At 65.0% G+C, this 23,271-nt stretch carries 19 protein-coding genes and 1 pseudogene; 12 read left to right on the forward strand and 8 right to left on the reverse strand.

Going from position 1 to position 23,271, the window contains the following annotated elements:
* Positions 1-5: 5 nt before the first annotated feature.
* Positions 6-644: a DUF4037 domain-containing protein gene (locus tag ABLG96_RS08130; protein WP_353650852.1), complete on the forward strand. Its 639-nt coding sequence runs from the start codon at positions 6-8 to the stop codon at positions 642-644.
* Here ABLG96_RS08130 and ABLG96_RS08135 read toward each other — a convergent pair.
* A complete protein-coding gene (locus ABLG96_RS08135) occupies positions 618-1,907 on the reverse strand; it encodes an IS256 family transposase (RefSeq protein WP_353650837.1) in 1,290 nt (429 codons plus the stop codon). The two genes, ABLG96_RS08130 and ABLG96_RS08135, sit on opposite strands and share 27 nt — an antisense overlap.
* A 315-nt stretch (positions 1,908-2,222) precedes the next feature.
* Here ABLG96_RS08135 and ABLG96_RS08140 point away from each other — a divergent pair, with 315 nt between their 5' ends.
* The 4 genes from ABLG96_RS08140 (at position 2,223) to ABLG96_RS08155 (ending at position 5,555) form a co-directional block, all read left to right on the forward strand.
* Entirely contained in the window at positions 2,223-2,786 is a 564-nt protein-coding gene (locus ABLG96_RS08140; protein WP_353650853.1) for a hypothetical protein, read from the forward strand.
* A gap of 375 nt (positions 2,787-3,161) precedes the next feature.
* The gene (locus ABLG96_RS08145; RefSeq protein ID WP_353650854.1) at positions 3,162-3,872 is read left to right on the forward strand and encodes a hypothetical protein; all 711 of its coding nucleotides are present in this window, start codon (positions 3,162-3,164) and stop codon (positions 3,870-3,872) included.
* A 220-nt stretch (positions 3,873-4,092) separates the two neighbouring features.
* Positions 4,093-4,752 carry a hypothetical protein gene (locus ABLG96_RS08150; RefSeq protein WP_353650855.1) on the forward strand — a complete coding sequence of 220 codons (660 nt, stop codon included), beginning with the start codon at positions 4,093-4,095 and terminating at the stop codon, positions 4,750-4,752.
* Between the two features lie 395 nt (positions 4,753-5,147).
* Positions 5,148-5,555, forward strand: coding sequence for a hypothetical protein (locus tag ABLG96_RS08155; protein ID WP_353650856.1), 408 nt, complete (start codon positions 5,148-5,150; stop codon positions 5,553-5,555).
* A gap of 661 nt (positions 5,556-6,216) precedes the next feature.
* Here the strand turns inward: ABLG96_RS08155 and ABLG96_RS08160 are convergent.
* The 4 genes from ABLG96_RS08160 to ABLG96_RS08175 form a co-directional block, all read right to left on the reverse strand.
* Positions 6,217-7,740 (reverse strand): mannitol dehydrogenase family protein, encoded by a 1,524-nt coding sequence (locus ABLG96_RS08160; protein WP_353650857.1) that lies wholly within the window; start codon positions 7,738-7,740, stop codon positions 6,217-6,219.
* Positions 7,737-8,636 (reverse strand): carbohydrate ABC transporter permease, encoded by a 900-nt coding sequence (locus ABLG96_RS08165; RefSeq protein ID WP_353650509.1) that lies wholly within the window; start codon positions 8,634-8,636, stop codon positions 7,737-7,739. The genes ABLG96_RS08160 and ABLG96_RS08165 overlap by 4 nt, the downstream gene beginning before the upstream one ends.
* Positions 8,633-9,592, reverse strand: coding sequence for a sugar ABC transporter permease (locus tag ABLG96_RS08170; RefSeq protein WP_353650858.1), 960 nt, complete (start codon positions 9,590-9,592; stop codon positions 8,633-8,635). The genes ABLG96_RS08165 and ABLG96_RS08170 overlap by 4 nt, the downstream gene beginning before the upstream one ends.
* A 147-nt stretch (positions 9,593-9,739) precedes the next feature.
* Complete coding sequence (locus ABLG96_RS08175) at positions 9,740-10,963, reverse strand: sugar ABC transporter substrate-binding protein (protein WP_353651430.1); 1,224 nt, start codon at positions 10,961-10,963, stop codon at positions 9,740-9,742.
* A gap of 847 nt (positions 10,964-11,810) precedes the next feature.
* Between ABLG96_RS08175 and ABLG96_RS08180 the strand changes: the two genes are divergently transcribed.
* From ABLG96_RS08180 to ABLG96_RS08210, 7 genes are all read left to right on the forward strand, one after another.
* Positions 11,811-13,145, forward strand: coding sequence for an FGGY family carbohydrate kinase (locus tag ABLG96_RS08180; RefSeq protein ID WP_353650859.1), 1,335 nt, complete (start codon positions 11,811-11,813; stop codon positions 13,143-13,145).
* A 74-nt stretch (positions 13,146-13,219) separates the two neighbouring features.
* Entirely contained in the window at positions 13,220-14,104 is an 885-nt protein-coding gene (locus ABLG96_RS08185; RefSeq protein ID WP_353650860.1) for a tagatose-bisphosphate aldolase, read from the forward strand.
* 172 nt (positions 14,105-14,276) lie between these two features.
* The gene (locus tag ABLG96_RS08190) at positions 14,277-15,287 is read left to right on the forward strand and encodes a LacI family DNA-binding transcriptional regulator (RefSeq protein WP_353650861.1); all 1,011 of its coding nucleotides are present in this window, start codon (positions 14,277-14,279) and stop codon (positions 15,285-15,287) included.
* Positions 15,288-15,356: 69 nt separating this feature from the next.
* Positions 15,357-16,085, forward strand: a complete 729-nt coding sequence (locus tag ABLG96_RS08195; protein WP_353650862.1) for an SDR family oxidoreductase — start codon at positions 15,357-15,359, stop codon at positions 16,083-16,085.
* 81 nt (positions 16,086-16,166) lie between these two features.
* Positions 16,167-16,865 carry a nucleoside/nucleotide kinase family protein gene (locus tag ABLG96_RS08200; protein ID WP_353650863.1) on the forward strand — a complete coding sequence of 233 codons (699 nt, stop codon included), beginning with the start codon at positions 16,167-16,169 and terminating at the stop codon, positions 16,863-16,865.
* Complete coding sequence (locus tag ABLG96_RS08205; RefSeq protein WP_353650864.1) at positions 16,862-17,617, forward strand: SDR family oxidoreductase; 756 nt, start codon at positions 16,862-16,864, stop codon at positions 17,615-17,617. Before ABLG96_RS08200 ends, ABLG96_RS08205 begins: the two co-directional genes overlap by 4 nt.
* Before the next feature lie 1,022 nt (positions 17,618-18,639).
* A complete protein-coding gene (locus ABLG96_RS08210) occupies positions 18,640-20,670 on the forward strand; it encodes a PQQ-binding-like beta-propeller repeat protein (protein WP_353650865.1) in 2,031 nt (676 codons plus the stop codon).
* A gap of 655 nt (positions 20,671-21,325) precedes the next feature.
* Here the strand turns inward: ABLG96_RS08210 and ABLG96_RS08215 are convergent.
* The 3 genes and pseudogenes from ABLG96_RS08215 to ABLG96_RS08225 all read right to left on the reverse strand — a co-directional run.
* A pseudogene (locus ABLG96_RS08215) lies at positions 21,326-21,751 on the reverse strand (integrase core domain-containing protein); the annotation flags it as partial.
* 50 nt (positions 21,752-21,801) lie between these two features.
* On the reverse strand, positions 21,802-22,800 hold the full coding sequence (locus ABLG96_RS08220; protein ID WP_353650866.1) for a DDE-type integrase/transposase/recombinase: 999 nt from the start codon (positions 22,798-22,800) through the stop codon (positions 21,802-21,804).
* Complete coding sequence (locus ABLG96_RS08225) at positions 22,797-23,222, reverse strand: transposase (RefSeq protein ID WP_353650867.1); 426 nt, start codon at positions 23,220-23,222, stop codon at positions 22,797-22,799. The genes ABLG96_RS08220 and ABLG96_RS08225 overlap by 4 nt, the downstream gene beginning before the upstream one ends.
* Between the last annotated feature and the right edge of the window lie 49 nt (positions 23,223-23,271).

The raw sequence follows: 23,271 nt of genomic DNA on the forward strand, positions 1-23,271 counted from the left end.
GGCGATTGGGCGACGGATCGGAGATATTGGGGTTCGACGATCAGGTGTCGACCGACCACGACTACGGGCCACGTGTGCAGGTGCTCGTGAGCTCGGAGACCGATGTCCCGAAGGTGGTCCACCTGTTGGCAGCTGCGGCGCTCCCTGAGATGTTCGGCGGGTCTCGAGTCCACTACTTCGACGCTGATCGTTCCGGGGAGCCGCAGCACCAGATCGAGGTCGCCACGGCGCCTCAGTTCTTTCGGAAACGTCTCGGCTGGGATCCGGCGCTGCCAGGAACGTTGCGTGACTGGCTCACCACCCCAACCCAGCGGCTGGCGACCCTGGTTGCGGGAGAGGTGTTCCACGATCCGGATGCTCTGCTGACCCAACGTCGGGGCGCCCTGGCCTGGTACCCGGACGACGTCTGGCGCTACGTATTGGCGGCATCCTGGCTACGGATCTCCCAGGAAGAGGCCTTCATCGGGCGAACCGGGTCGAGGGGCGACGAGCTGGGGAGCCAAGTCCTGGCAGGCCGCCTGGTGCGAGATCTGATCCGGCTGACGTTCCTGCTGGAGCGACCCTGGGCCCCGTACAGCAAGTGGCTGAGGAATAGTCAAGACCTGTGGATTGGTGTGTCACGAGACGAGGCGTTCGTCGTTTGAGTCGTCGGGTCGTTCGACGAGTTTGCCTTTCTCGAATGTGGCACCGGCCCGGACGAGCGCGACCAGGTGAGGTGCGTTCACGGCGCGCCACCGGGCTTGGGCTGACTCGATCAGCTTGAACGCCATCGCGATGCCGGCAGCCCGCGAGCCGGGGCCCTTGGTGACGCGTTGACGCAACCTGACGGTGGCGAAGGTCGACTCGATCGGGTTCGTGGTGCGTAGGTGGATCCAGTGCTCGGCCGGGTAGTCGAAGAACGCGAGCAGCACGTCCAGGTCCTCGGTGATCTTCGTGGCCGCCTTGGGCCACTTCGTGCCGTACTCGGCCGCGAACGCCTTGGCGGCCTTGGCGGCGTGGTCTTTGTCTTCGGCCTGCCAGATCTGCGCCAGGGCGGCCTTCGCGCCGGGCTGGGCCGACTTCGGTAGGCAGTTGAGCACGTTGGCGATCTTGTGGAACCAGCAACGCTGCTCCCGGGTTGCGGGGAACACCTCCCGGACGGCTTTCCAGAACCCGAGCGCCCCGTCACCAGCGGCAAGCACCGGCGGGCTCATCCCGCGGCGTTTGCAGTCGCGCAGCAGATCGGCCCACGACTCGGATGACTCGCGGTGACCATCGGCGAGGGCGATGAGCTCCTTGGTGCCGTCGGCGCGGACCCCGATCATCACCAGCAGGCACACCTTGTCCTGGGTCAGGCGGACCTTCAGGTGGATCCCGTCGACCCACATGTACACGTAGTCGGTGCCCGCCAGCGACCGCTGGCTGAACGAGCGTGCCTCGTCTTGCCACTGCGTCGTCAGCCGGGTGATCGTCGGGGCCGAGAGCCCCGCACCCGAGCCGAGGAACTGCTCCAACGCGGGCCCGAAGTCGCTGCTCGAGAGCCCGTGCAGGTACAGCAGCGGCAGCACCTCGGCCACCTTCGGAGACTTCCGCGCCCAGGCCGGCAGGATCGCTGAGGAGAACCGGGCCCGCTCACCGGTGGCTGCATCGGTGCGCTTGTCGTTGACCCGCGGCGCCCGTACCGGCACCGCGCCCGCCGCCGTGGTCACCTCCCGAGCGGCGTGGTACCCGTTGCGGACCACCAGCCGGTGGCCGTCCTGGTCGAGCTGATCGGCGAACGCGTCGATGTAGGCGGCGACCTCGGCCTGCAACGCGGCCGCGAGCATCGCCCGCGCCCCGTCCCGGACCACCTCATCCAGCAGCGACCCGCCAACACCGACCGGGCCATGAGCGTTGGTCTCGTTCTCCTCGTGGACTACCTTGAGCATGGGCGTACCTTCCCGAACCAGCGCGCCAACGCCGGCTCTGATCAGACTTGTTTGGGCTTCAGATCATCCTCGGGAAGGTGCGCTCCTTCGCGTCACCCCGCCGAGGGCCATCCACAGGTTCCGATCATTGCTCATCAGATGCTCGTGCGCTGCAAGCTCCGTGCGAGCAGCTGCAGAGCCCTTGCGGTGGAACGAGAGAACTGGTGGTGAGCACTCGCAGGATGAAGGCTGTGATCGGTTCCTTGGCTCCCGAGAGTGACGCTCAGTCCGATGCCACCGCGGAAGTTGGCGGCGCCTACGGCGCGCACCTGCCCTTTGACGCGTTCGCACACCGAGCGGACACTGACAATCGTGCCTTCCACAACTGCATGGAATTTCTCCGTCTACCTGGAGTACGGGCAGGTGTACCTGATGCCGGCTTGGGGAGACAGCGACTCGCCCGGCGAAGAGATGGACGACATGGTCGATCTGCTCGGCCACGCGTTCGATCCGGGAATCGCCTCGGGCAAGGATTCGACGGTATTTGTCCTTCCACACCGGGACGCGTTCGGTGTCCCGCTTCAGGCACAGTTGTGGGACTCGGAGCCCCCTAAGGATCTCGGCGGCTGGGATGAAGCGTTCGAGGCTTCCCTGATCGCAGGAGAGCGCGGCGTCACCTGGGTCTCGCCGACGGTCGAGGGCGTCGACATCCCCGTGCCGGCCGGACGGTATCGAGCCCGGATCAGTGGACGCGGCTTGCTTCGTCCACCCTGGGACGAGGAACTGGACGAAAAGGCATTCTCCGACCAGTACCGGATCCAGCTGTGGCCGACGACCGACATGGCTCCCCCGGAGCGGTTGCTCCGCTGGCCGCATCCCGAGACGTGCAGTTGCATCTGAACCACTCTCGCTGGAGTCCGAGCCCGTGGCTGCGTTGATGACCGCGGGACCCGCATTCGTCGGCAGGCGCCGATCCGATCCCGCCACTAGATCTGGTGACGGGCTGCTCCCAGGTGGACTGACCGACAACGTCAGACGCGGGGCTCTCGTCCGTCGCAACGAGGTGTGCCTCAGACCGCTGAAATGTCCCGCATCGGGGGTCTCAACAGGCGATCCTCAACCGGTACTGGTCTTGAGGGTGACTCCTACGAATTTCTCGATGCATCAGGCAACGCTTGCCCCTGGTGATCCCGTCTCCCTAGCGCGGGCAATGGACTCAAGCGCAAGGTGGAGAATGTGAACGTCACTTCAAGACCTGGCCGTACCCGGGGTCTGATGACCGTGCTCATCTCGGCGGTCGTCGTATTCAGTGTCAGCTCGTGCACACCCGGGACGGCGGAACCGACCGGTTCACCCCTTCCTGGCGTCACCACGCCGGCCGACTCCACAGCTCAGACTGGAACCGTGCCGTCTTCAACTGCAACCACTGCGTCATCGGCACGCTCAGCAGACAGATGTCAGGACAGCTCTGACGCAGGTGTGGATGCGCCGCTGGCAACTTACGGCGACGGCGCTTCCGCCAAGCTGCACTTTGTAGGCGGAGCGCCGCCCACCGCCCGCCTCTGCGGATCCTTCGGGGTCAAGAGCGTAGGCGGGTCGCAGAGCGGGTCGGGCGGTTCCACAACCGGCTCCTTGGCGTACCTGTTCAGCCTGGTGCAGGACAGATTGGTGAGTACCGGAGGCAGCTATTACTGGCTCGCAGGCGCCGTCGACAGCTCCGCCGCGACGGTCGTCCTCTCGCTCTCTGAGAACCCTCTGCCGGTCACCGTGACGCTGGTGCCGCTGGTCCATGGATGGAAGGGTTTCGCATTCCTGTACTCGCCGGGCCCCGGGTACTACGCACCTTCTAGCCGTAACACCCGTGGACCTCAAAATGCTGGCCTCACCGTCACTGCGAAGAACTCGGCTGGCAAGATTGTCGATTCGAGATACATCAATCTGGACAACAACACGCAGCGTGAAGTCACGACGCGGTCGACGAGATGAAGCTAGTTGACCTACGTCTGAATGGTGAAGAAGGCTTCGCAGCACCGGGTTCGCAACCGTAAACCGTCCCCGCCCCGCCGTGACCAGAGAACGAGACCAGGCAATGATGCGAGCTACTGCATCCTGTCTCTGCAGGCTGTCGTCGCTGACCCTGTTGGTGGCGCTGCTCGTCGTCAGCGCAGGCTGCAGCCCCTCCCCGGCCCGTACTGCAACGCCCCAGATGGCCACTGCGACGTCCGCGGCGTCGAATGCAAGCAGTGCGTCGACGCAGACGTCAGTCACTTCGTCGACTGCCTCCTCGCCGGCTTGCCCGTCGTGGCCCGCATCCGAGGGGCTCGGCACCTCCGATGACGACGGCAAGCCGGACTCGATCGGGAACCCCTTCTGGCGAGTGCACGGCGCAGGAACGGTCGCTGTCGACGAGGCCGATCCTCCAACGTCTTTGCGCGAAGCCGTCGGGCGTGCCGAGTTCGTCGTCGAGGGCAAGATCATCGCTGCTGAAGTTGTAGAGCCGCGCGGAGCGGATCCGACGCGGATCCGAGGCGGTGCGCGGACACTTGTCACGGTGGCCAGCGCAAACGGGCGGCAGTACAAGTTTGGGCTGGCTCGAGCCCCTTCCGCTGATTGCATCCTCTCGCAGGTTGCGCTGCCGGATCAGACGTATTTTTTCCTGTTCGCCACGCCTGCCGGGCGACAGCCGCCAGGAGCAACGGCCAGCTGTTTCGACATGGCCTGCGTTGTCGGGGCTGCCGCCCCGAGGGGCGCCACGCGGGTTCTGGGTTCGGACCCGTCCGAGCTGCGCGACATGTGGACAGACACCGGCGGGCTACGCGGAACAGACGCCATCAGGGCTTACATCGAGCAAAGCTTGAGGGGATGAAGATTTGGTTCCGCAGCGCAGCAACCAAACTAGAACGGTGAAGGGATCAGCAGGGAGCAGCGCTGGATCGATATGGGTGACGTCGGCCGACGTGAAGTGCAACCGAGTGCCGCACTGATTACGTCCAGTACACAAACGGTCCAGCCCACCCAACCGCGGAGCGGAAGCAAATGAATCAGCAGGTCGGAAGGCGCCATGTCGGGCTTGCCCGCAGCGTGCTCTTGGCGTCACTGACGACGGTCGCGATTGTCGTTGCGGGCTGCGTCGGCACCAGTACGGGGGAGCGGGCAGCCGCCGGCACATCTCCCGCTGGTGCGGGCTCTGCTGCAGTCTCTGCGACTCGCATCTCGACTGCTGCGACGGTCCGAGCATCAACAGGTCCAGACATTGGTTCGGTGGCGTCGGTGTCGGGTGGGTTCGCGAAAGCGAATGAGGTGGCTTCGCCGGTGATCACTGATTGGAGCGGCGACATCAACGGCACGACGGCGTCTGCTGCGTGGAGTAGAACGGCTGACCGACTCGTCGTGACCACATTCGGCAGCGGGTCGTGCCCGCGAGCGATACAGCGCGTCGAACTCACCGGTCCCCAAGAGATCTACCTGACAGTCGTCGACACCGGCGTTGAGCCATTGACGCCTGCAACGTCTGGCGCGGCGGCCAACTCCGTCACGTATCCGCGGGCGTGCACTCGCGATTTGCGGCCGTACACGATGGTGGTCATACCGCCGGCAAGCGCGAGCGCGGACAAAACCCTGACCGTTCGGGGACTCGGTCGGCCGATCGAACTGGCACCGATCAACTGAGCTCATCACGCTGTTCGGTCCGGCACAGTCTGCGGTGACCCAAAGCCAGCCTTCGTCGCATTTGAAGGTTCGACCGCCACAACGCCTGCTCGAGCACCAGGGTGGCCCGCCATTTCGGCCATCGCCGCCTGCTCTGGGTTTTGTACGTCTATCTGGCCGGTGGGCCACCTTTATCGCAGGTCACGACTACGACGGGATCTAGGCCACCAGGATCGCCGTCCACTACTGACGTTCACCGCATCTGGCGGTCTCATCTGACGTTCCTTCGCCGAGACCTCACCCAGCTCGCTTTCGCGCCGGCGAACCCCCGACCAGCGCAGTCTCAACAAAGTGGTCGGGGGCTTGTCTCATCGAGGGTGTCTTACTTGAGACGGGGAGCGGGGTGGGTGGGCAGACCGCGGTACAGGCTTGAATCGGTCGTTGGTGGACACTCGAGCGATGGACGACTCGAGGGGGTTGCGGGCGGGGTTCGGGCGACTTGTTGGATGGTTCTGCCGCAGGTCCGCTAGGGAGAAGGCAGATTTGCAGCCACCAAGAGACGTCTTGGGTAGTTGACACCCGATGGCCCCCGTGGAGACGGCGCGAATGGTGGTGACCTCTCGGGCGACGACAGGACGCGCCGGAACAGCATCCGGGAGTCAGCGCAAGCTCATCTCAACAACTAGACAGACTGGTGACCCTGCGGTCCGACGGTGTTGATGAGCTCCAGCAGGAGCGCAGCCGCGCCCCGGCTGTGAAGGAGGTCGAGCGCGGCGAGGTAGGGCTCGGTGAACAGGGGTTGTTCGGCGAGATCACCGAACAGGTCCCGGTTGCGGACGAAGGCCAGCTGATCCCCACCGTCCTGGAGCTGGGCGAGGGCGGCGGCGTGACGTTCGTCGGCGATCCGGTCGACGATCTCGATCGGTGTGCCCTGTTCGTCGGTGCCTTCGGCGTAGCGTGCCCAGGCCGCACAGATCGCGGCGGACAGCGGGACGGGCCGTGCGGCCGCGATGTTCTCGCGGATGACCGGCACGAGCCATTTGGGGATCCGGTCGCTGGACTCGGCGGCCAGCCGGGCGACGGTGTCCCGCACGTGGGCGTTGGAGAACCGTTCGATCAGCTCGTGGCGGTAGGCATCCAGGTCGATCCCGGGCACCGGCGCCAGGGTGGGCGTCGCCTCGTCCTGCATGTACGCCAACAGGAACCGCCGCATCGCCGGATCCTGGGCGGCGTCGTGCACCAGGCGGTACCCGGCTAGGTGACCCAGGTAGGCGATGCCCTGGTGGGAGGCGTTGAGCAGGCGGAGCTTCATCAGCTCGTACGGTTCGACGTGGTCGACGACCTGGGCGCCGACGGTGTCCCACGCCGGCCGGCCGGCGGGGAAGTCGTCCTGCAGCACCCACTGGGTGAACGGTTCGCACACGACGGGCCAGGCGTCGGTGATGCCGAACTTCTCGGCGACCATCGCGCGGTCCTCGTCGGTCGTCACCGGGGTGATGCGGTCGACCATGCAGTTCGGGAAGCTGACACAGTTGCCGACCCACCTGCCGAGCTCGGCGTCCTTCAAGGTCGCGAACTCGGTGAATGCCCGCGCAGCCAGGTCGCCGTTGCCCTGCAGGTTGTCGCACGAAAGCACGGTGAACGGTTCGATCCCGCGCTCGCGTCGTCGCCGCAGCCCCTCGGTGATCAGGCCGAACACGGTGCCGGGCACGGCTTCCGGCTGCAGATCGGCGGCGATCGCCGGTGGTGCCGGGTCGAAGTCGCCGGTGACCTGGTTGATGGAGTAGCCGCCCTCGGTGACGGTGAGCGAGACAATCCTGGTGCTGGGTGCGGCCAGCAGCTCCAGGACCGCCTCCGGGTCGTCCGGCGCGTACAGGTACTGCACGATCGACCCGATCACCTGGGCGTCCAGGGCGCCATCGGGCGACTTCGTCACCAGCGTGTAGAGACCGTCCTGGGCATCCAGCGCCTGCTGCATCCGGCGGTCTGCGGGCATCACACCGACCCCGCAGATCCCCCAGTCACGCTCACCGGCGGCGAGCAGGGCGTCGGTGTACATGGCCTGGTGGGCGCGGTGGAACCCGCCGACCCCGAAGTGCACGATGCCGACGGTCACGGCGGTGCGGTCGTAGGTAGGAGTACGGACGGACCCGGAGATCTGCTGCAGCGCTGCCGATCCCAGGGCGAGAGCAGTCGATGTCGTCACTTGACGGCTCCGAGTGACAGCCCTTGGACGAGCTTGTCCTGGGCGGCGAACCCGGCGATCAGCACCGGCAGCGAGATGCAGATCGAGGCCGCCGACATGGTGGCCAGGAACGGGTTCCGCGGATCGAACAGGCTCGGCAGGAATGTCGGCAGGGTCTGGGCGTCGATGCTGGAGGTGAGCAGCTGTGCCAGCAGCAGTTCGTTCCAGGAGAAGATGAAGCAGATCAGGGACGTCGCGGCGATGCCGGGTGCCGCGATCGGCGCGACCACCCTGGTCAGGGTCTTCATCAGGCCGGCGCCGTCGAGCGAGGCTGCCTCGAACAGGGCAGGCGGGATGTCGGCCAGGAACGAGCGCATCATCCAGACCGCGATGGGCAGGTTCATCCCGGCGTACAGGATCACCAGGAACCAGATGTTGTTCAGCATGCCGATGCTCTTGGCGATGACGAACAGCGGCACCAGCGCCGCGGCGATCGGCAGGAACTTGGTCGACAGGAAGAAGAACATCACGTCGGTCCATTTGCGGACAGGCTTCACCGACAGCGCATAGGCGGTGGGGATCGCGACGATCACCACGATCGCGGTCGAGATCACCGAGGCCATCACCGAGTTGATGATGTACGGCCAGGTGCTCTGGCCGGTCTTGGAGCCGAAGAACGCCTGGTAGCCCTCAAGCGACAGCGGCTCGAACAGGCCGGGGGTGTTGAGGGTGGCCGTCTGGTTCTTGTGGAAGCTCACCAGCAGCATGAAGAACAGCGGGGCGACGAAGATCAGCCCGATCACCCAGGTGAGGACGGTGAGCAGGGACGCGCCCACCTTGGTGCTGCGCGGCGCCCCGGCAGGGGTAGGGCGGTGGGCGGCGGTGGCGCTGCCGGCAGCAGGAACGGTGGTGGTCATCGCGCGTTCTCCTCCTTGAACAGGCTGGACACGGTGCGCAGGGCGAAGGTCGCCACGATGATGGTCAGGACCACGACGACGACTCCCTGCGCTGAGGCGAGGCCGTAGTCGCTGTCGGCCTGGATGGTCCGGAAGATCAGGTACGGCAGGTTCTGGGTCTGCGGGTTGAGTGGTGTCAGGGTGAACACCGCGTCGAAGTTCTGGATGATGTAGATCGCGCCGAGCAGACCGGCGAGCTCCAAGTACTGCTGCATGTGCGGCAGCGTCAGATTGCGGAACACCTGCCACGGCGTCGCGCCGTCGACGGCGGCGGCCTCCAGGATGTCGCCGGGACGGGACTGCAGTCCGGCCAGCAGGATCAGCGTCATGAACGGCGTCCACTGCCACACCAGCGTGATGATCACCGTCAGCATCGGGTGCGACGAGGCGATCGAGATGGTGGCAGCGGCCGCATCCGGGTTGAACAGACGTTTCACCGAGGTGAGGATCCCGGCGAGCAGGCCGTTGCTGGCGTCGAAGACGCCGTAGCGGAAGAACGTCGCGGCGGCGACCGGCACGATGAGGAACGGGGCGATCATCATCGTCCGGACGGCGCCCCTGCCACGGAACTTCCGATTCAGCAACAGCGCGATGCAGAGTCCGAACACGAGCGAGATCAACACCACCGACACCGTCAGCACCACCGTGTGCCACAACGCAGAGAGGATCGCCTCGTCCTTGAACACCTGCTCGTAGTTGCGCAATGTCCAGCCGGAGATCCTGGGCCGGTCACCGTCCCAGCGGCGGAACGACAGCAGGATCGTCACGATGAACGGCAGCTGGGTGACGATCACGGTGAACAGCAGGCCGGGCAACAGCGGCGCCCGGCGGACCCAACCCTCGCGCTTGGCGCGGCGATTGACCTCGGCGGCCACCTTCTTCGACGTCTCGGCAGGACGCTGCAGGGTTGTGGTCATGACGGGTTGGCTCCGGATTCTGATGCTCGGAAAGACAGCAGCGGCGGAGCCCAGGGTTTCGGGCCCCGCCGCTGCAACTCGTGTCAGCGAGGTTAATGGAGTGTTCGCGATTCGTTGGTGGACAAACAAATAGCAAGCGTCAGCTAGCTACTTGTACTCGTCGCCGACGTCCTGAGCCTTCTTCTGCGCAGCAGCAAGAGCCTGCTCCACAGTGCCGTTCCCAGCGATGACTTGCGCCAGTGAGGCGGTCACGTCGTCGCCGAGTGCAGTGAACTCGGGAATGTCGACGAACTGAATACCGACAGTGGGACGCGCCTGCACGCCCGGGTTGGCCGGGTCGGCGTTCTGCAGCGCCGTCAGGGTCGGACCCGAGAACGCGCCCGCGGCCTTGACGTAGTCAGGGTTGCTGTACGTGGAGATGCGCTTGCCCGACGGAACCCGGGGCCATCCCAAATCCTCGCCGACGAGCTGCTCGTACTGGGCGGAGGACGCCCACGAGATGAACTGCCAGGCAGCGTCCTTGTTCTTGGAAGCCTGCTCCATGCCCCACGACCAGGTGTACAGCCATCCCGAGGACTTGGTCTCCTTGACGGGAGCCTGCACGTAGCCGACCTTCCCGGCGACCGGCGAGTCCGCGGACTCCACCGAGCCGGCAGCCGACGTCGCGTCGTACCACATGGCTACCTTGGACTGGACGAAGTCGTTGAGGCACTCGGTGAAACCGGCCTGGGACGGGCTGACCTGGCCGTGTTCCTTGAGGAGCTTGACGTAGAAGTTGACGGCCGCCACGGTCTTCGGATCGGTCAGCAATGCGTTCCAGTCCTTGTCGAACCACGCGCCACCGAAGGTGTTGATCACGGTGGTCAGCGGTCCGCCGAGCTGACCCCAGCCGGGCAGACCGCGCAGGCAGATGCCCTTCATGCCGGACTGCGCACCGTCGACCTTCGCAGCCGCTGCAGCGACCTCATCCCAGGTCGGGTTGTCCGACAGCTTGACGCCCTTGTCCGCGAAGACATCCTTGCGGTACATCAGGAACGACGACTCGCCGTAGAACGGCTCGCCGTACAGTTTGCCGTCGTTGGACAGCGACTGGTTGAACGCGGGGAAGATGTCGCTCTGGTTGAACGCGGTGTCGTTCTTGGAGTAGTCGGTCAGATCGGCCAGCCAGCCGTTCTTCGACCAGATCGGAATCTCGAAGTTCGACAAGGTCGCGACGTCGTACTGGCCGGCCTGGTTCTTGAACTCGATGTCTGCCTTGGCGCGCATGTCGTTCTCCGGCAGCACCGTGTAGTTCACCTTGATGCCGGTCTTGGCGGTGAAGTTCGCCTCGGTCAGCTTCTGCAGGTCGGTCATCTGCGGGTTGGCGACCATCAGCACATTGATGGTCTTGCCGTCGGTCGCCGGGTTCTTGGTGGGGCCTGCATCGGTGGAGCCGCTGGAGCTGCTCGGGGTCGAGCTGGAACCACCGGTAGCGGAACCGGTGGCTGCGGAGGTAGACGCAGGAGTGGAGACTGCGAAACCATTGCCGGTGCTGCTGGCGGCGGCCGCGGTAGCGGAGGTGGTTCCTGCTGCGTCGCCCGAGTCGCTTCCGCAGGCGGACAAGCCGACGGCGACCAGAGCGGTCAGACCGACGGCCAGGGTCTTGCGTGTTGAACGCATCGTTGCGTTTCCCTTCGAGGGTGGTGGGGGTGACGATTGAGGTGGTTGTCGGTCAGCTCCGCGAGAGCGGACCGACGCGGCACGGGACGCTCATCGCGGATGTGGCGCGATGGTTGCTGCGGTGAGGCTGTCGTTGACGTGGTACGCCAGATGACATCGACCTCGGAGCAGTCCGAACTTGCCTCGTCGACTCACGGTCGCCGGCCGCGAGACGGCGATACCAGAGCCAGTTGAGTCGCTGTCATACCCGGTCGTGCAACTTCCCAGTGACTTCGTGGCTGACTGTAAAGCATCCGGGCCGACCATGTCACGGGTGTCATCGTAACGAACTCGCAACGCCCGTCACTGGTCATGACGGCAGCAGACGGGCGGGCCGCGCGGAGACGCGGCCAGAGCGTTTCGGGCGGTGCCTCGTTGTCGCAGTTGACAATCGCGGTACGTCGACCCAATGATGCAGCTGTAAGACACGCGTGTCATGTCGGGGTGATCGTTCCTTGCCGGACGTATCGGGTTCTTCGGATCAACGTTGAGAGGGGGAGCGGTGTCGACCTCTGCTCCGTTGCGTGCCGGCATCGACCTGGGCAGTACTGCCTTCAAGCTCCTGATCACCGATGAGGGCGGCACAGAGCTGGTTTCAGAGCAGGTGGCCACGCCTTGGCTGCTGGGCGCGCATGGGGCAGCTGATTTGCCGGTGGACCGGTTGCTGAGTTCGGTGAACACTCTCATGACAGCTGCGGCGCACAGGCTGGACGCCCTGCACAGCCCACCGGTGGGTGCGATCGGCATCTCCGGTATGGGGGAGAGCGGTTTCTTGGTCGATCCTCAGGGGCAGCCCGTCGCTCCGGCCTTTGCGTGGTTCGATCCGCGAGGTGCGGCTCAGGTGGCAGCTTTTCCGGCCCCGGTTCGCACACAGTTCGCTGGCCGGACCGGGCTTCCGCTGGGCACCCAGGTTACGGTGGCGAAAATCGCGCTCCTGCGCGACGGCGGTGTCGACCTGGCCGGCCTGCGATGGCTCAACCTGCCGGAGTTCGTCGCCACAGCCCTGGGCGCTCGTGCCGTCAGTGAGTATTCGCTGGCTTCTCGAACCGGACTTCTGGATCAGGACACCGGCCTGGCATGGCGCGCAATGGCAGACCATCTCGGCGTCGATGATGACTTCCTGCCGCCACTGGTCGCTTCCGGAGAGCACCTGGGCACGGCCGGGGTGTGGCTTCCCGAGCGGTTCGCTGGCGCTGCGATCACGGTGGCCGGCCACGACCATCTCGTCGCCGCTGAATCCTCAGGTCCGATACCCGATGACCACTACTACGTCTCTCTCGGCACAGCCGAGGTTCTGCTACGAGTGTTGGACAGACCGCTTGGCTACGAGGCCCGCGCGCGCCTGGCGTCGATGCTCATCAACGAGGTGCGGCACATCGTCCCCGGCAAGCGCGTCCTGGTGGCCGGATGCAAGAGCGGTCTGCTGCTGAGGCGAGCGCTGCAGCTGACCGGTGTCCGTGACCGCGCCAGCCGCGGCACGTTGGACGATGAGGTGATGGCGTTGCCGTTGGAGGGAACGCTCCCCGAGGGCGGAATCGCGGTAAGCGGCGCCCGCAACGACGATGGGGTGCTGAAACTCGAGCTGCAGACAGATGACGTCAATCCGGCAGAACTGTTCGGTGCGGTGCTGCGGCACAGCAACGCCGAGATCACCAGGCTCATCTCGGCGATAGACCAAGAACTGCCGGCTGCGAACTCGTCCACCCTCACCGGCGGCTGGGCGGACATGAAGAGCGTCCAGCGTGCTCGTAGCCGGGTGCTGCCATCTCTGTCGATCTCGCAGCGCCAGCAGGAAACAGCTTTCGGGGCCGCGCAGATCGCCGCGCGTCTCCTGACCGATCAACCCCTGGTCTGAGCAGCTGTCATCAGACCGCCGCCCGGCGTCAGTCCGACCCATCTGGCCATCCGGCCTCTACCGAAGGAGCACCCATGAACGCTCTCAACACGTTGGAACGTCGTGCCTTGCAAGCAATCTCGAACGAGCAAGGCCGCATCCTGATCGTCGCGGCCGATCAGCGAAACGGCATGAGGGCCGCCATGGCCGGGCCGGAAGAAGACCCCAAGGACATCGATGTCACGCAGCTCGCAGCGGCCAAGGCGGACCTGGTGGAATACTTGGCCAACAACGCCCCAGCGATCCTTCTTGACCCCGAAGTCGCACTCCCCGCGATCGTGGATGACGGCGTCCTGAGCCGAGACACTGCGCTGGTCGTCGGATTGGACGCTTCCGGCTTCGAAACCCAAGACGGGTTGCAGTACACCAAGTTCGTCGATGGGGTCACCCCGCGCACCGTTCGCGATCTCGGTGGCGACGTTGCCAAGATGCTGTGGTACACCCGACCGGACCGTCAGGACGAGGACTCCCGAGTCGCACAGGACATCCGCGACCTGGTCGAGGCCTGCGAGGCCGAAGGCATTCTGCTAATCGTCGAGCTGCTCACCTACGAGCTTGAGGGCGAGACGGATGAGCACTACCAAGCAGCCTTCGGGGGTCTGGTCGTCGAAGGGGCCCGCCTGGCCGTGGCCTGCGGCGCCAAACTGCTGAAGCTGCAGTACCCGGGCTCCGCCGAGCTCTGCGCCGCGGTAACCGAAGCCGCCGCAGGCGTGCCGTGGGCTGTTCTGTCAGCCGGTGTCGACCACGCGACCTTCATCCAGCAGGTCCGGACAGCCATCGCTCACGGAGCCGCCGGCGCCATGGCCGGGCGCTCCCTGTGGAAGGACAGCCTCTCGACGTCAGCCAGCACCCGCCGGGACCTCCTCACCAACCGGGCACGTCCACGCCTTCGCGAACTCAACGACGCTGTCAACTCCTGACACCCGGGCCGTGGATTGCACCGCCCACGGCGTCTTTGCGCACCGCAGATCCGGTGACACGGGTGTCCCGCCCCGGAGCCCTGGTCACCCGGTGCGCGGTAACCTCCGGGAAGTCATACACGCACAGCTCGAGCGTCCGCTCGAACGATCACTGTCACTAGGACCGTCAACGATGAGCACGATGCGCGAGGTAGCGGCGGCCGCCGGGGTCAGCGTCAAGACCGTCTCCCGGGTGTTCAACGGTGATCCGCACGTGCTGCGACCCACTCGTGAACGCGTCCAGGCGATCCTGCGTGAAATGAATTACGTGCCAAGTGATCTGCCGGCCGCGCTGCGCGCAGGACGCGCATCCGTCATCGGGGTCGCCATCCCGGACATCATCGACCCGTTCTTCGCCGCGATCACCCAGGCGGTTCAGATCTCGGCCAATGAACGCGGCATGCAGACCCTGGTCACCAGTCTCGGCGGTGACGTCTCTGCCGAACCGTCGATGGTCGAAGGTCTGCTGAAGCGTGGGCTAAGCGGGTTGATCATGACCCCGATCGGCCCGGACCAATCCTACCTGCGGGCATGGTCGGGCAAGGTCCCCCTGGTGTTCGTCGACCGACAGCCAAGTCAGTTGGCGGCTGACAGCATCTCCGACGATGACGAGGGCGGCGCCGTTCTGGCCACGCGGCATCTGCTCGAGCACGGACATCGCCGGATCGCATTCTTGGGGGATCACCCGGTGTTCTTGACGACCATCAAACGAGTCGAGGGCTATTGCGCTGAACTTGGCCGCTCCGGGATCGAACCCGATGAGGATCTGATCGTCCCGGGCGTCAACGACCGCGCCGAAGCCCGTGAGGCTGTCACCAGGTTGCTCGCCCTGCCTGACCCGCCGACGGCGATCTTCTCCTCGAACGCACGATGCACGATGGTCCTGCTGCCGGCCATCGAGAACCTCGGCCTCGCGGTGGTCGGCTTCGGCGACTTCCCGATGGCTGATGTCGTCACCCCATCAGTGACCGTCATCGACCAGGACCCGCACAAGATCGGCCGACTGGCAGCCGAACGGGTCTTCGATCGACTGGACCACCCCGCCCGCCGCTTCCGGCGACGGACTGTGCTGCCGGTCGGACTGAGACGCCGGCGCTCATGCTGTGCCACCCCACAGAACCCCGCGGGCGAGCCCTGCACCTGAAGCGGACACCGTGCCGCACCCTCCGCGTCCCAACTGGGCCGGATCGATTCCTGGAAAGGCCTGAGTCAAATGAGCGAGTTTGAAGGTCGCACGATCTTGGTCACCGGCGCCGGAGGCGGCATCGGTGGCGCCGTCGTCCGACAGCTGAAGGACAAGGGGGCCACGGTGATCGCCGGCGGCCGCACCGCGGAATCGCTGGAGGACATCGTCGCATCCACCGGCACCGCAGCGCTGGCGTTCGACCTGACGAGCGAGGACAGCATCCGCGACGCCCTCGATGGCGTGGACCTGTGGGGCGTGGTCAACTGTGCCGGTTTCGGCGGCGAGATCGCCGGCCCCCAGGACACCGACATCTCAGTCTTCGACGAGGCGGTGACCGTGAACACCCGCGGCGCGCTGCTGGTCATCAAGTACGCCTCCCGGACGCTGATCGCTGCCGGCAACGGCGGATCGATCGTCAACGTGTCCAGCCAGGCAGCACTCGTCGCCCTCCCCGGGCACGTCTCCTACGCAGCATCGAAAGCGGCGCTCGACAGCATCACCAGGGTCAGCGCCCTTGAACTCGGTCCGCATGACATCCGGGTCAACAGCGTGAACCCGACGGTCGTCATGACCCAGATGTCGGCGTCCTACTGGGGTCGACCCGAGATCGAGAAGCCGTTCCTGGATGCCATGCCGCTGCACCGCTGGGCCACCGAGGACGATATCGCCGGACCGATCGTTTTCCTGCTCAGCGACGCCGCCTCGATGATCACCGGCGTCAGCCTTCCCATCGACGGCGGTTACACCAGCCGCTGATGCCGCTTCGCGCCCCGAGGCGGTATCCGAGCGACCCGCTTCCGACCACACGAAGTACGACCGCCACCGGGAGACAGCTCCATGACCAGCGAACACCCTGTCCCATCGAACCCTGTTGTCCCAAGAGCGGACTTCGACGAGCTGGCAGATCTTGTCGATGCGGCCCGGGCCCTTGTCGTGCCCGGCGAACGACGCATCCTGGGCATCACCGGGCCTCCCGGGTCAGGGAAATCAACCCTGGCCGACTTCCTGGTGATCGCGCTCGGTCAGGATGCTGTTCTGGTCAGCATGGATGGGTTTCATCTGGATGATCCCGAGCTCATCAGAATGGGCCGGTACGCACGCAAAGGAGCATCCGACACCTTCGACGCTGCCGGATACGTAACGCTGCTCCGACGCCTGCAGGATCAGCTCGAGCCCATCGTCTATGCACCACGGTTCGAGCGGGCGGCGGAGAAATCGATCGGATCGGCGGTACCTGTGTTCAGCAATACACCCCTGGTCATCACCGAAGGCAATTATCTACTCGCTGATCAGCCGGATTGGCGGCCCGTCCGAGCGTTGTTGGATCAATGCTGGTATGTCGACCCGGACGAAGACACCCGCATCCAGCGTCTCGTCGCCAGGCACATCAGCCATGGCCGCAGCGTCGAGGAGGCCGCCGAACGGTCGCAGGGCTCGGATGGCGCCAACGCGGCGATCGTCAGCGGAACACGCCACCGCGCAACACGAATCGTCCGCGTCCCGGTATTGGCATCGAATGAAAGGGTCATCGGATGATCGCGGAACTGGAAACCGGCACGCTGGCCGTCGTAACGGGGGGCGCCCGCGGAATCGGGTTGGCCGTGATTCGCATGCTCACGCGAGAGCGAGTGGGCGTGGTGTGTATCGACACGAGCGAGGCCGACGGTTCCGAGTTCCTGTCGATCACACAGGACGCAGGCGTGCCTGGTTACTTCCTCCCTGTGGACGTGCGCCGCCGCGATGATGTGTTCACCGCTCTGGACAAGGCCGCCACGATCGGTCGCGTTCGATACGCAGTCAACTGCGCAGGCGTCGACAGCGTAGGTCCATCGGAGCAGGTCTCGACGCAGGACTGGTCCCGGGTTCTGGACATTGACCTGACGGGACTTTTCTACTGCTGTCAGGCCGAACACCTGGCCATGCGCGAGCAGGGTGGCTCGATCGTCAATGTTGCCTCGATGTCCGGTCACATCATCAACCGCGGCGCACCCGCGCACGCCGCGTACTCCGCAGCCAAAGCCGGCGTCATCCAAGTATCCAAAGCATTGGGTGTCGAGTGGGTGGAAGATCGAGTTCGCGTGAACTCCATCAGCCCCGGCTATGTCCGCACCGCTCTCACCGCGAACAACCCGCCAGAGATGAACGCGGAATTCGCCGCGCACACCCCGCTCGGCCGGATGGCCGAGGTTGGCGAAATTGCCGCACCGATCATGTTCCTGCTCAGTGACGCCGCCGCTTACATCACCGCCACCGACCTGGCCGTCGACGGAGGCTATCTCGCATGGTGATCTGCGCGTGATGCGTCGATCTGCACGAGCTGACTGGTTCTCAGAGCCAGGGACGGAACGCCGCACACCATCGCGAGGCTTGTCGGGATCTGGATCGGGACGGTGCCCGTTGTGGTATCCAGAGATGAACCCGCTCTCTTTGAACACCATGTCCTCGGTCCTCGCCATGGTGTCAGCGGCGAAGACCGGGGCCGTCCACGCATTGTCTTGAGTTGGGTCTGCTGCTCGGATTGGTGACTGCTGTGCTGGCGCGTTCAGGAGGCCGTCTGACAACGGCGGCGTTACGCGCAGCGATGTCTCGGCCCACACTGCGGCAGTGTCCGCGGGGTCTCAACCGATGATCTGTCGCTCTCGTGTGACAGTTTGAGGAGCGGGATGATCGCCGCCCGCACGTCAATCGAGACGGCGCCGCGTAGCGATCGAGGTGACCACCCGGCAGTGAGGGAGATTCGCGGAATGAAAGCTTGCAACGAGCGCCTGGCTGACGGGAAGCGGGCACCGGACCGGGGCCTCCGCCGCAGGTCAGGTAGGGAGACGGTGGTTTTGCAACCACGAAGGGACGTCTTGGGTAGTTCGATGGTCCTGGTTTGCAGTACGCGACATGAGGCCCACTCGGGGGAAGCGGGCTGTGTGGCCGACTCCTCACGCGGCGTCGTGCCGTCGACTACCGCCGATGATCGCGGCGGGGTGATGCCACGATCGCCGCTCCGCGCTCGCGTGATCCCTGGCAGGTACCGCGTCTTAGTCGGGCTCTCTGGTCCCCAGCGGCCGGAACCTCCGGACGGGCCAGGGCGGCTCACTTAGTGTGCGTGGATAGCCCCGGCTGTGACGCCGCGTGTTCACTCGTAGGGGTGCACTTGCCCGAGCTCAAGCAGGTTGTCGTTGTTGATCTACTCATCCGAGCTTATCGATCGGGTATGAATCATGTATCCGGCGGTTGCCGGTCCAGGCGCCTGACCAGGACGGCGCATTCAGGGGGCGTTGTGCATCTCATCAACCGGCGGTTTCTGTCCAGCAGGCACTTGGTCGGCAGCGCGGTCCTAGCGCTTGCTTTGACGGTGTCAGCTGCGTCGCTCGTTTCCGGGGCATCAGCTCCGGTCGGCGCCGCGTTCTCACCGCAGCAACGGGTTGTGGCCCCGACGGTTGTTGCGGCGACGAGCGGCTCGGCTGCTTCTCCAGTGCCGGGCGTGCGATTCGTTGGCTCGGGCGATTGGGCGACACCGAACGGTCGGTCGGACGGGTCGAGATGGAACGCGGTCGAGCGGCCGATCACGGTAGGGAACGTTGCAGCGGTCAGCGAGTTGTGGCGATCTGACGACGGGTTCATTCAGTCGCAGGAGGAGTGGTTGGCGGCCGGCGAGTTGCTGATCTTTCGCGGTGGTGACGGGATGGTCGCAGTCGATGCGGCCACCGGGCAGCGTCGATGGGAGTTCAGCGGCGGCGTCCAGTCGATGACTGCCGTGGGGTCGTCGCTGTACATCCGGGGCTACCGCACGGGAGTTGGCAGCACGACCGGCGTGATGGCGCTCGACCTCACCTCCGGTCGCACCAGGTGGAGCACACCCACAGATGTCAATGGTTCGCCGTACGGAACCAATCTTGTCACCGCAGGAGGTCTACTGTTGGGGACCTACTTCGATGGCAGTGTCCGGGCCTTTCGGCTGTCGGATGGCCGCCTGATGTGGAGAACCGCCGGCCTGTTCCTCGGCCAAGCAACGATCGATGGATCGACCGTGGTGGTCGGTGCCGCTCTCTCGAGGGACATCGGTCTGCGAACCCCTGTTGTTCTCTCCCTGCGGACGGGCAAGGTCCTGTGGCAGGGGAGCGGCGGAGGGTTCTTGCGTGGTTTGACTGCCCGGTCAGGTTCCATTTGGGCGATTGCCGGTAGGTACGTGTACCGCTGGAACACCAAGGCTTGTCTCGGACCTGATGCTCCACGGATCTGCCAGCCCGAGTGGGTGAGCGAACCGATCATGTACAGCCCTGGACAGAATGCAACAGGTCCGATTGAGCTCTTCGCGGTGGGAACGAACGCTACGACGTTCTTCGCACGCGGGGAACCCGAGCTGTACAAAGACCGTGTGTACGGCTGGGATTTGTTCACGGGAGCCCTGAGGTGGTCCGGGTGGATTCCCCGCCAGAGCGAGCTGGTCTTGTCGGGCACGCAGCTGCTGGCTGAGTCCTCAGTAGGCAATGAAGAGGTCCCCCGCGCAGAGGTCGTGACGGTGTATGCGACAGCGGTCTGCACGGACTGCGTACCGCTGACGGGCGCGATCATCCCGTCAGCGGGCGCAGATGGATCGGACAGGCCCACAGGCATCATCGTCGGTAACGGTCGTCTCCATCTGAGATGGGACAACAAGATGGTGACCGTGTCCCTTCCGTCAGCTGCACCGCCGTCTGCACCCACGTTGAGCCCACCTATCTGGACACCCAGTGGCGGCACTCCGTTCCGCTATGGCACTCCGACAGACAGACCCTGGACCGGCGACTGGAACGGCGACGGTCGCGATACTCCGGGCGGCTATCGCGGCGGAAAGTTCTTCGCGCAGAACCAGTCAGGGACGCCGGACACGATCGTGACCTGGTCGAGTCCTGGAGCCACGCCTGTGGTCGGAGACTGGAACGGCGATGGTCGTTCCACGGTGGGACTCTGGAAGGCCGGCGTGTTCCAGCTGCGCGACACTCTCACCAACAGCGGAGCGCGCGACACCACCATCCAATACGGACGGACCGGAGACCTGCCGTTCGTCGGCGACTGGAACGGGGACGGCCGAACCGACATGGGCTACAAACGCGGCAACGTCTACTACCTCCGATATCTGGGAAGCTTCCGTTTCGGCTCACCCACCGACACACCCGTGATCGGCGACTGGAACGGCGACGGAACAGACACTATCGGCCTCAAGCACGGCAACACCTACCTGCTCTCGAACGACAACAAGACCGTCGCCTACACCGTCGCAGCCGGACTGCCGGCAGATGTCGCAGTCGCAGGTGACTTCGCCGGCGACGGAACGACGGAGCTCACCACTATCCGACGGATCTCCTAACAACCTGTTTGTCGGAAACCGACGAGCGGACTCAGCAGTGGCAGAAATGTCCCGAGTCGTGCCGGGAGAGCCCACCAGAGGCGGGTTCCGGGGATGCGCCTAGCTGCCATCCGACGGTGACTGTCAGTAAAATGAGCTCCGGGAAAGCGTACGAATGCGGTCGTGTACCTCTTGGACGAGTTGTTCTTCGTCGTCTCCTTGCGGGAACTGCAACTGGTCCAGTGAGTGCAGTACTGCCGATGCGGCGTCTGGGTGTGCCGCGCCGCGGATCATCGGTGCTTCCATGCAACCACTCTCCCCTTCGCCGACCGACGAGGCGTCCGCCTGACCGGGTAGGCCGTCGGCACGATGCCGGCAGATCGTCGGCGATCGCGCATCGAGGTCAGCCGATCTCGATGGCCGCCCACTGATAGTGATTTCCGCTGTCGAATCAACCCCTGGTCTGGAAGGTGATCAGGTGACCGATCCCGCTGAGGAGCGACTGAACCTGCTCGTCGGTTCGTTGCGGGAACAGGTGCCCGTGTTCGTCGATCTGGGGTGATCGAATGAGTTGATCCCCAGAGTCCGATCGCAAGAAGGCTGCCAGATCGGAGAACGCGCCGACGAGTGGTCGCTCCGCTGTCTGTCAAGTCAAGTGAGACACGGGGGTGTGAGTTCATTTCGGTGGTTCTGGTGGGGGCTGGTTGATCCAGGACTTCTCCGGTCGTCGGGGTGGGTGGGGTCGTCGGCCGAACCGTGCGGGGGTGGCGTGGTAGGCGGTGGTGAGGGTGGTTTGACGGGCGTCGTCGATCGCGTCGGCGGTGCCGAAGTGCACCGATGATGGGGTGTGCCAGCCGATACCGGAATGCCGGTGGATGTAGTTGTATTGGTGAAAGAACTCGGTGCAGAACTGCTTGGCGTGTTCCAACGATTCGAAGTGGTCGGGAAAGTCGGGCAAGTATTTCAGGGTTCGGTACTGCGCTTCGGAGTACGGGTTGTCGTTGGACACGTGTGGGCGGGAATGGGATCGGGTGACCCCGAGGTCGGTGAGCAGCATCGACACCGGCTTGGATGTCATGGAGGTGCCTCGGTCGGCGTGGACGCTGTGCGGGGCGCTGTCTGTCAAGTCAAGTGAGACACGGGGGTGTGAGTTCATTTCGGTGGTTCTGGTGGGGGCTGGTTGATCCAGGACTTCTCCGGTCGTCGGGGTGGGTGGGGTCGTCGGCCGAACCGTGCGGGGGTGGCGTGGTAGGCGGTGGTGAGGGTGGTTTGACGGGCGTCGTCGATCGCGTCGGCGGTGCCGAAGTGCACCGATGATGGGGTGTGCCAGCCGATACCGGAATGCCGGTGGATGTAGTTGTATTGGTGAAAGAACTCGGTGCAGAACTGCTTGGCGTGTTCCAACGATTCGAAGTGGTCGGGAAAGTCGGGCAAGTATTTCAGGGTTCGGTACTGCGCTTCGGAGTACGGGTTGTCGTTGGACACGTGTGGGCGGGAATGGGATCGGGTGACCCCGAGGTCGGTGAGCAGCATCGACACCGGCTTGGATGTCATGGAGGTGCCTCGGTCGGCGTGGACGCTGTGCGGGGCGGTGCCGTTGCGGCCGATCGCGTCGGCGATGAAATCGGCGGCCAGATTCGATTCCTCGCAGGTCGACACCAACCAGCCCGGGTTGTAGCGGGAGTAGATATCGATCAGCACGTACAAGTGGTAGAAGGTTCCTTTAGCCGGTCCGCGGAGTTTCGTGATGTCCCACGACCACACCTGTGACGGCGCATCGGCCATGAGCTCCGGTTTCACTTCCGGTGGATGTGTTGCCTGCCTGCGCCGTTCACGGGTCTGGCCGGCGTTGCGGGCGATCCGGTACATGCTGGACATCGAGCACAGGTACCGGCCTTCGTCCAGTTCCCGGGCCCAGATCTGCCCGATCGCTAGATCCGCGTACGGCTTCGTGTTGATCAGGGTGAGCACCGCTGCCCGCTCCTGGGCGGTCAGTACCTGACCGTTGTCGGGCACCCGGCGGGCCTGTTTCGGCCCGAGGATCGGGTCGGCCCGCTGCCGGTAGTGGCTGGCCCGCGGTCGACCGATCAAAGCGCACGCCGCCTTCGTGGTGACCTGCGCGGCGTGGAGCTCGGTGAACGTCGCGCTCATCGCGTCGTCGGTGGCGGCGGCGTGTCCGTGCTCTCGGAGATGGTTTCCAAGAGCCCTTGCAGTTTTCCCATTATTTCCACCACCGCCTGAGACTTCGCCAATTCTCTGGTCAATCGAACATTCTCGGAGCGCAGCCGATCCGCTTCCGACGATTTCTGCGGCGACCGGTGGGAACTGCGTTTCGGGATCAAGCCGGCCGCGCCGGCGTCACGCTCGGCGCGCCACTCCCGGACCTGCGATTGGTACAAACCCTCACGCCTGAGCACCGCGGCTTTCTCACCGTGCGGGGCCGACTCGTACTCGGCGACCACTCGGGCCCGGAACTCTGCTGTGAACGACCGTCGGAGCGGTTTCGCCGCCGGGTTCGACACCTCCTCCACCGCCCCGTCAAGGCCGGTGGGGTCCTGCACACTGTTGGTCACTTGTTTGTCTCCTGTCACGCCCTACAGCGTTGCACCCCGGGGGACTTCC

It is taken from the genome of Nakamurella sp. A5-74 (genome assembly GCF_040438885.1).
GTDB lineage: Bacteria > Actinomycetota > Actinomycetes > Mycobacteriales > Nakamurellaceae > Nakamurella.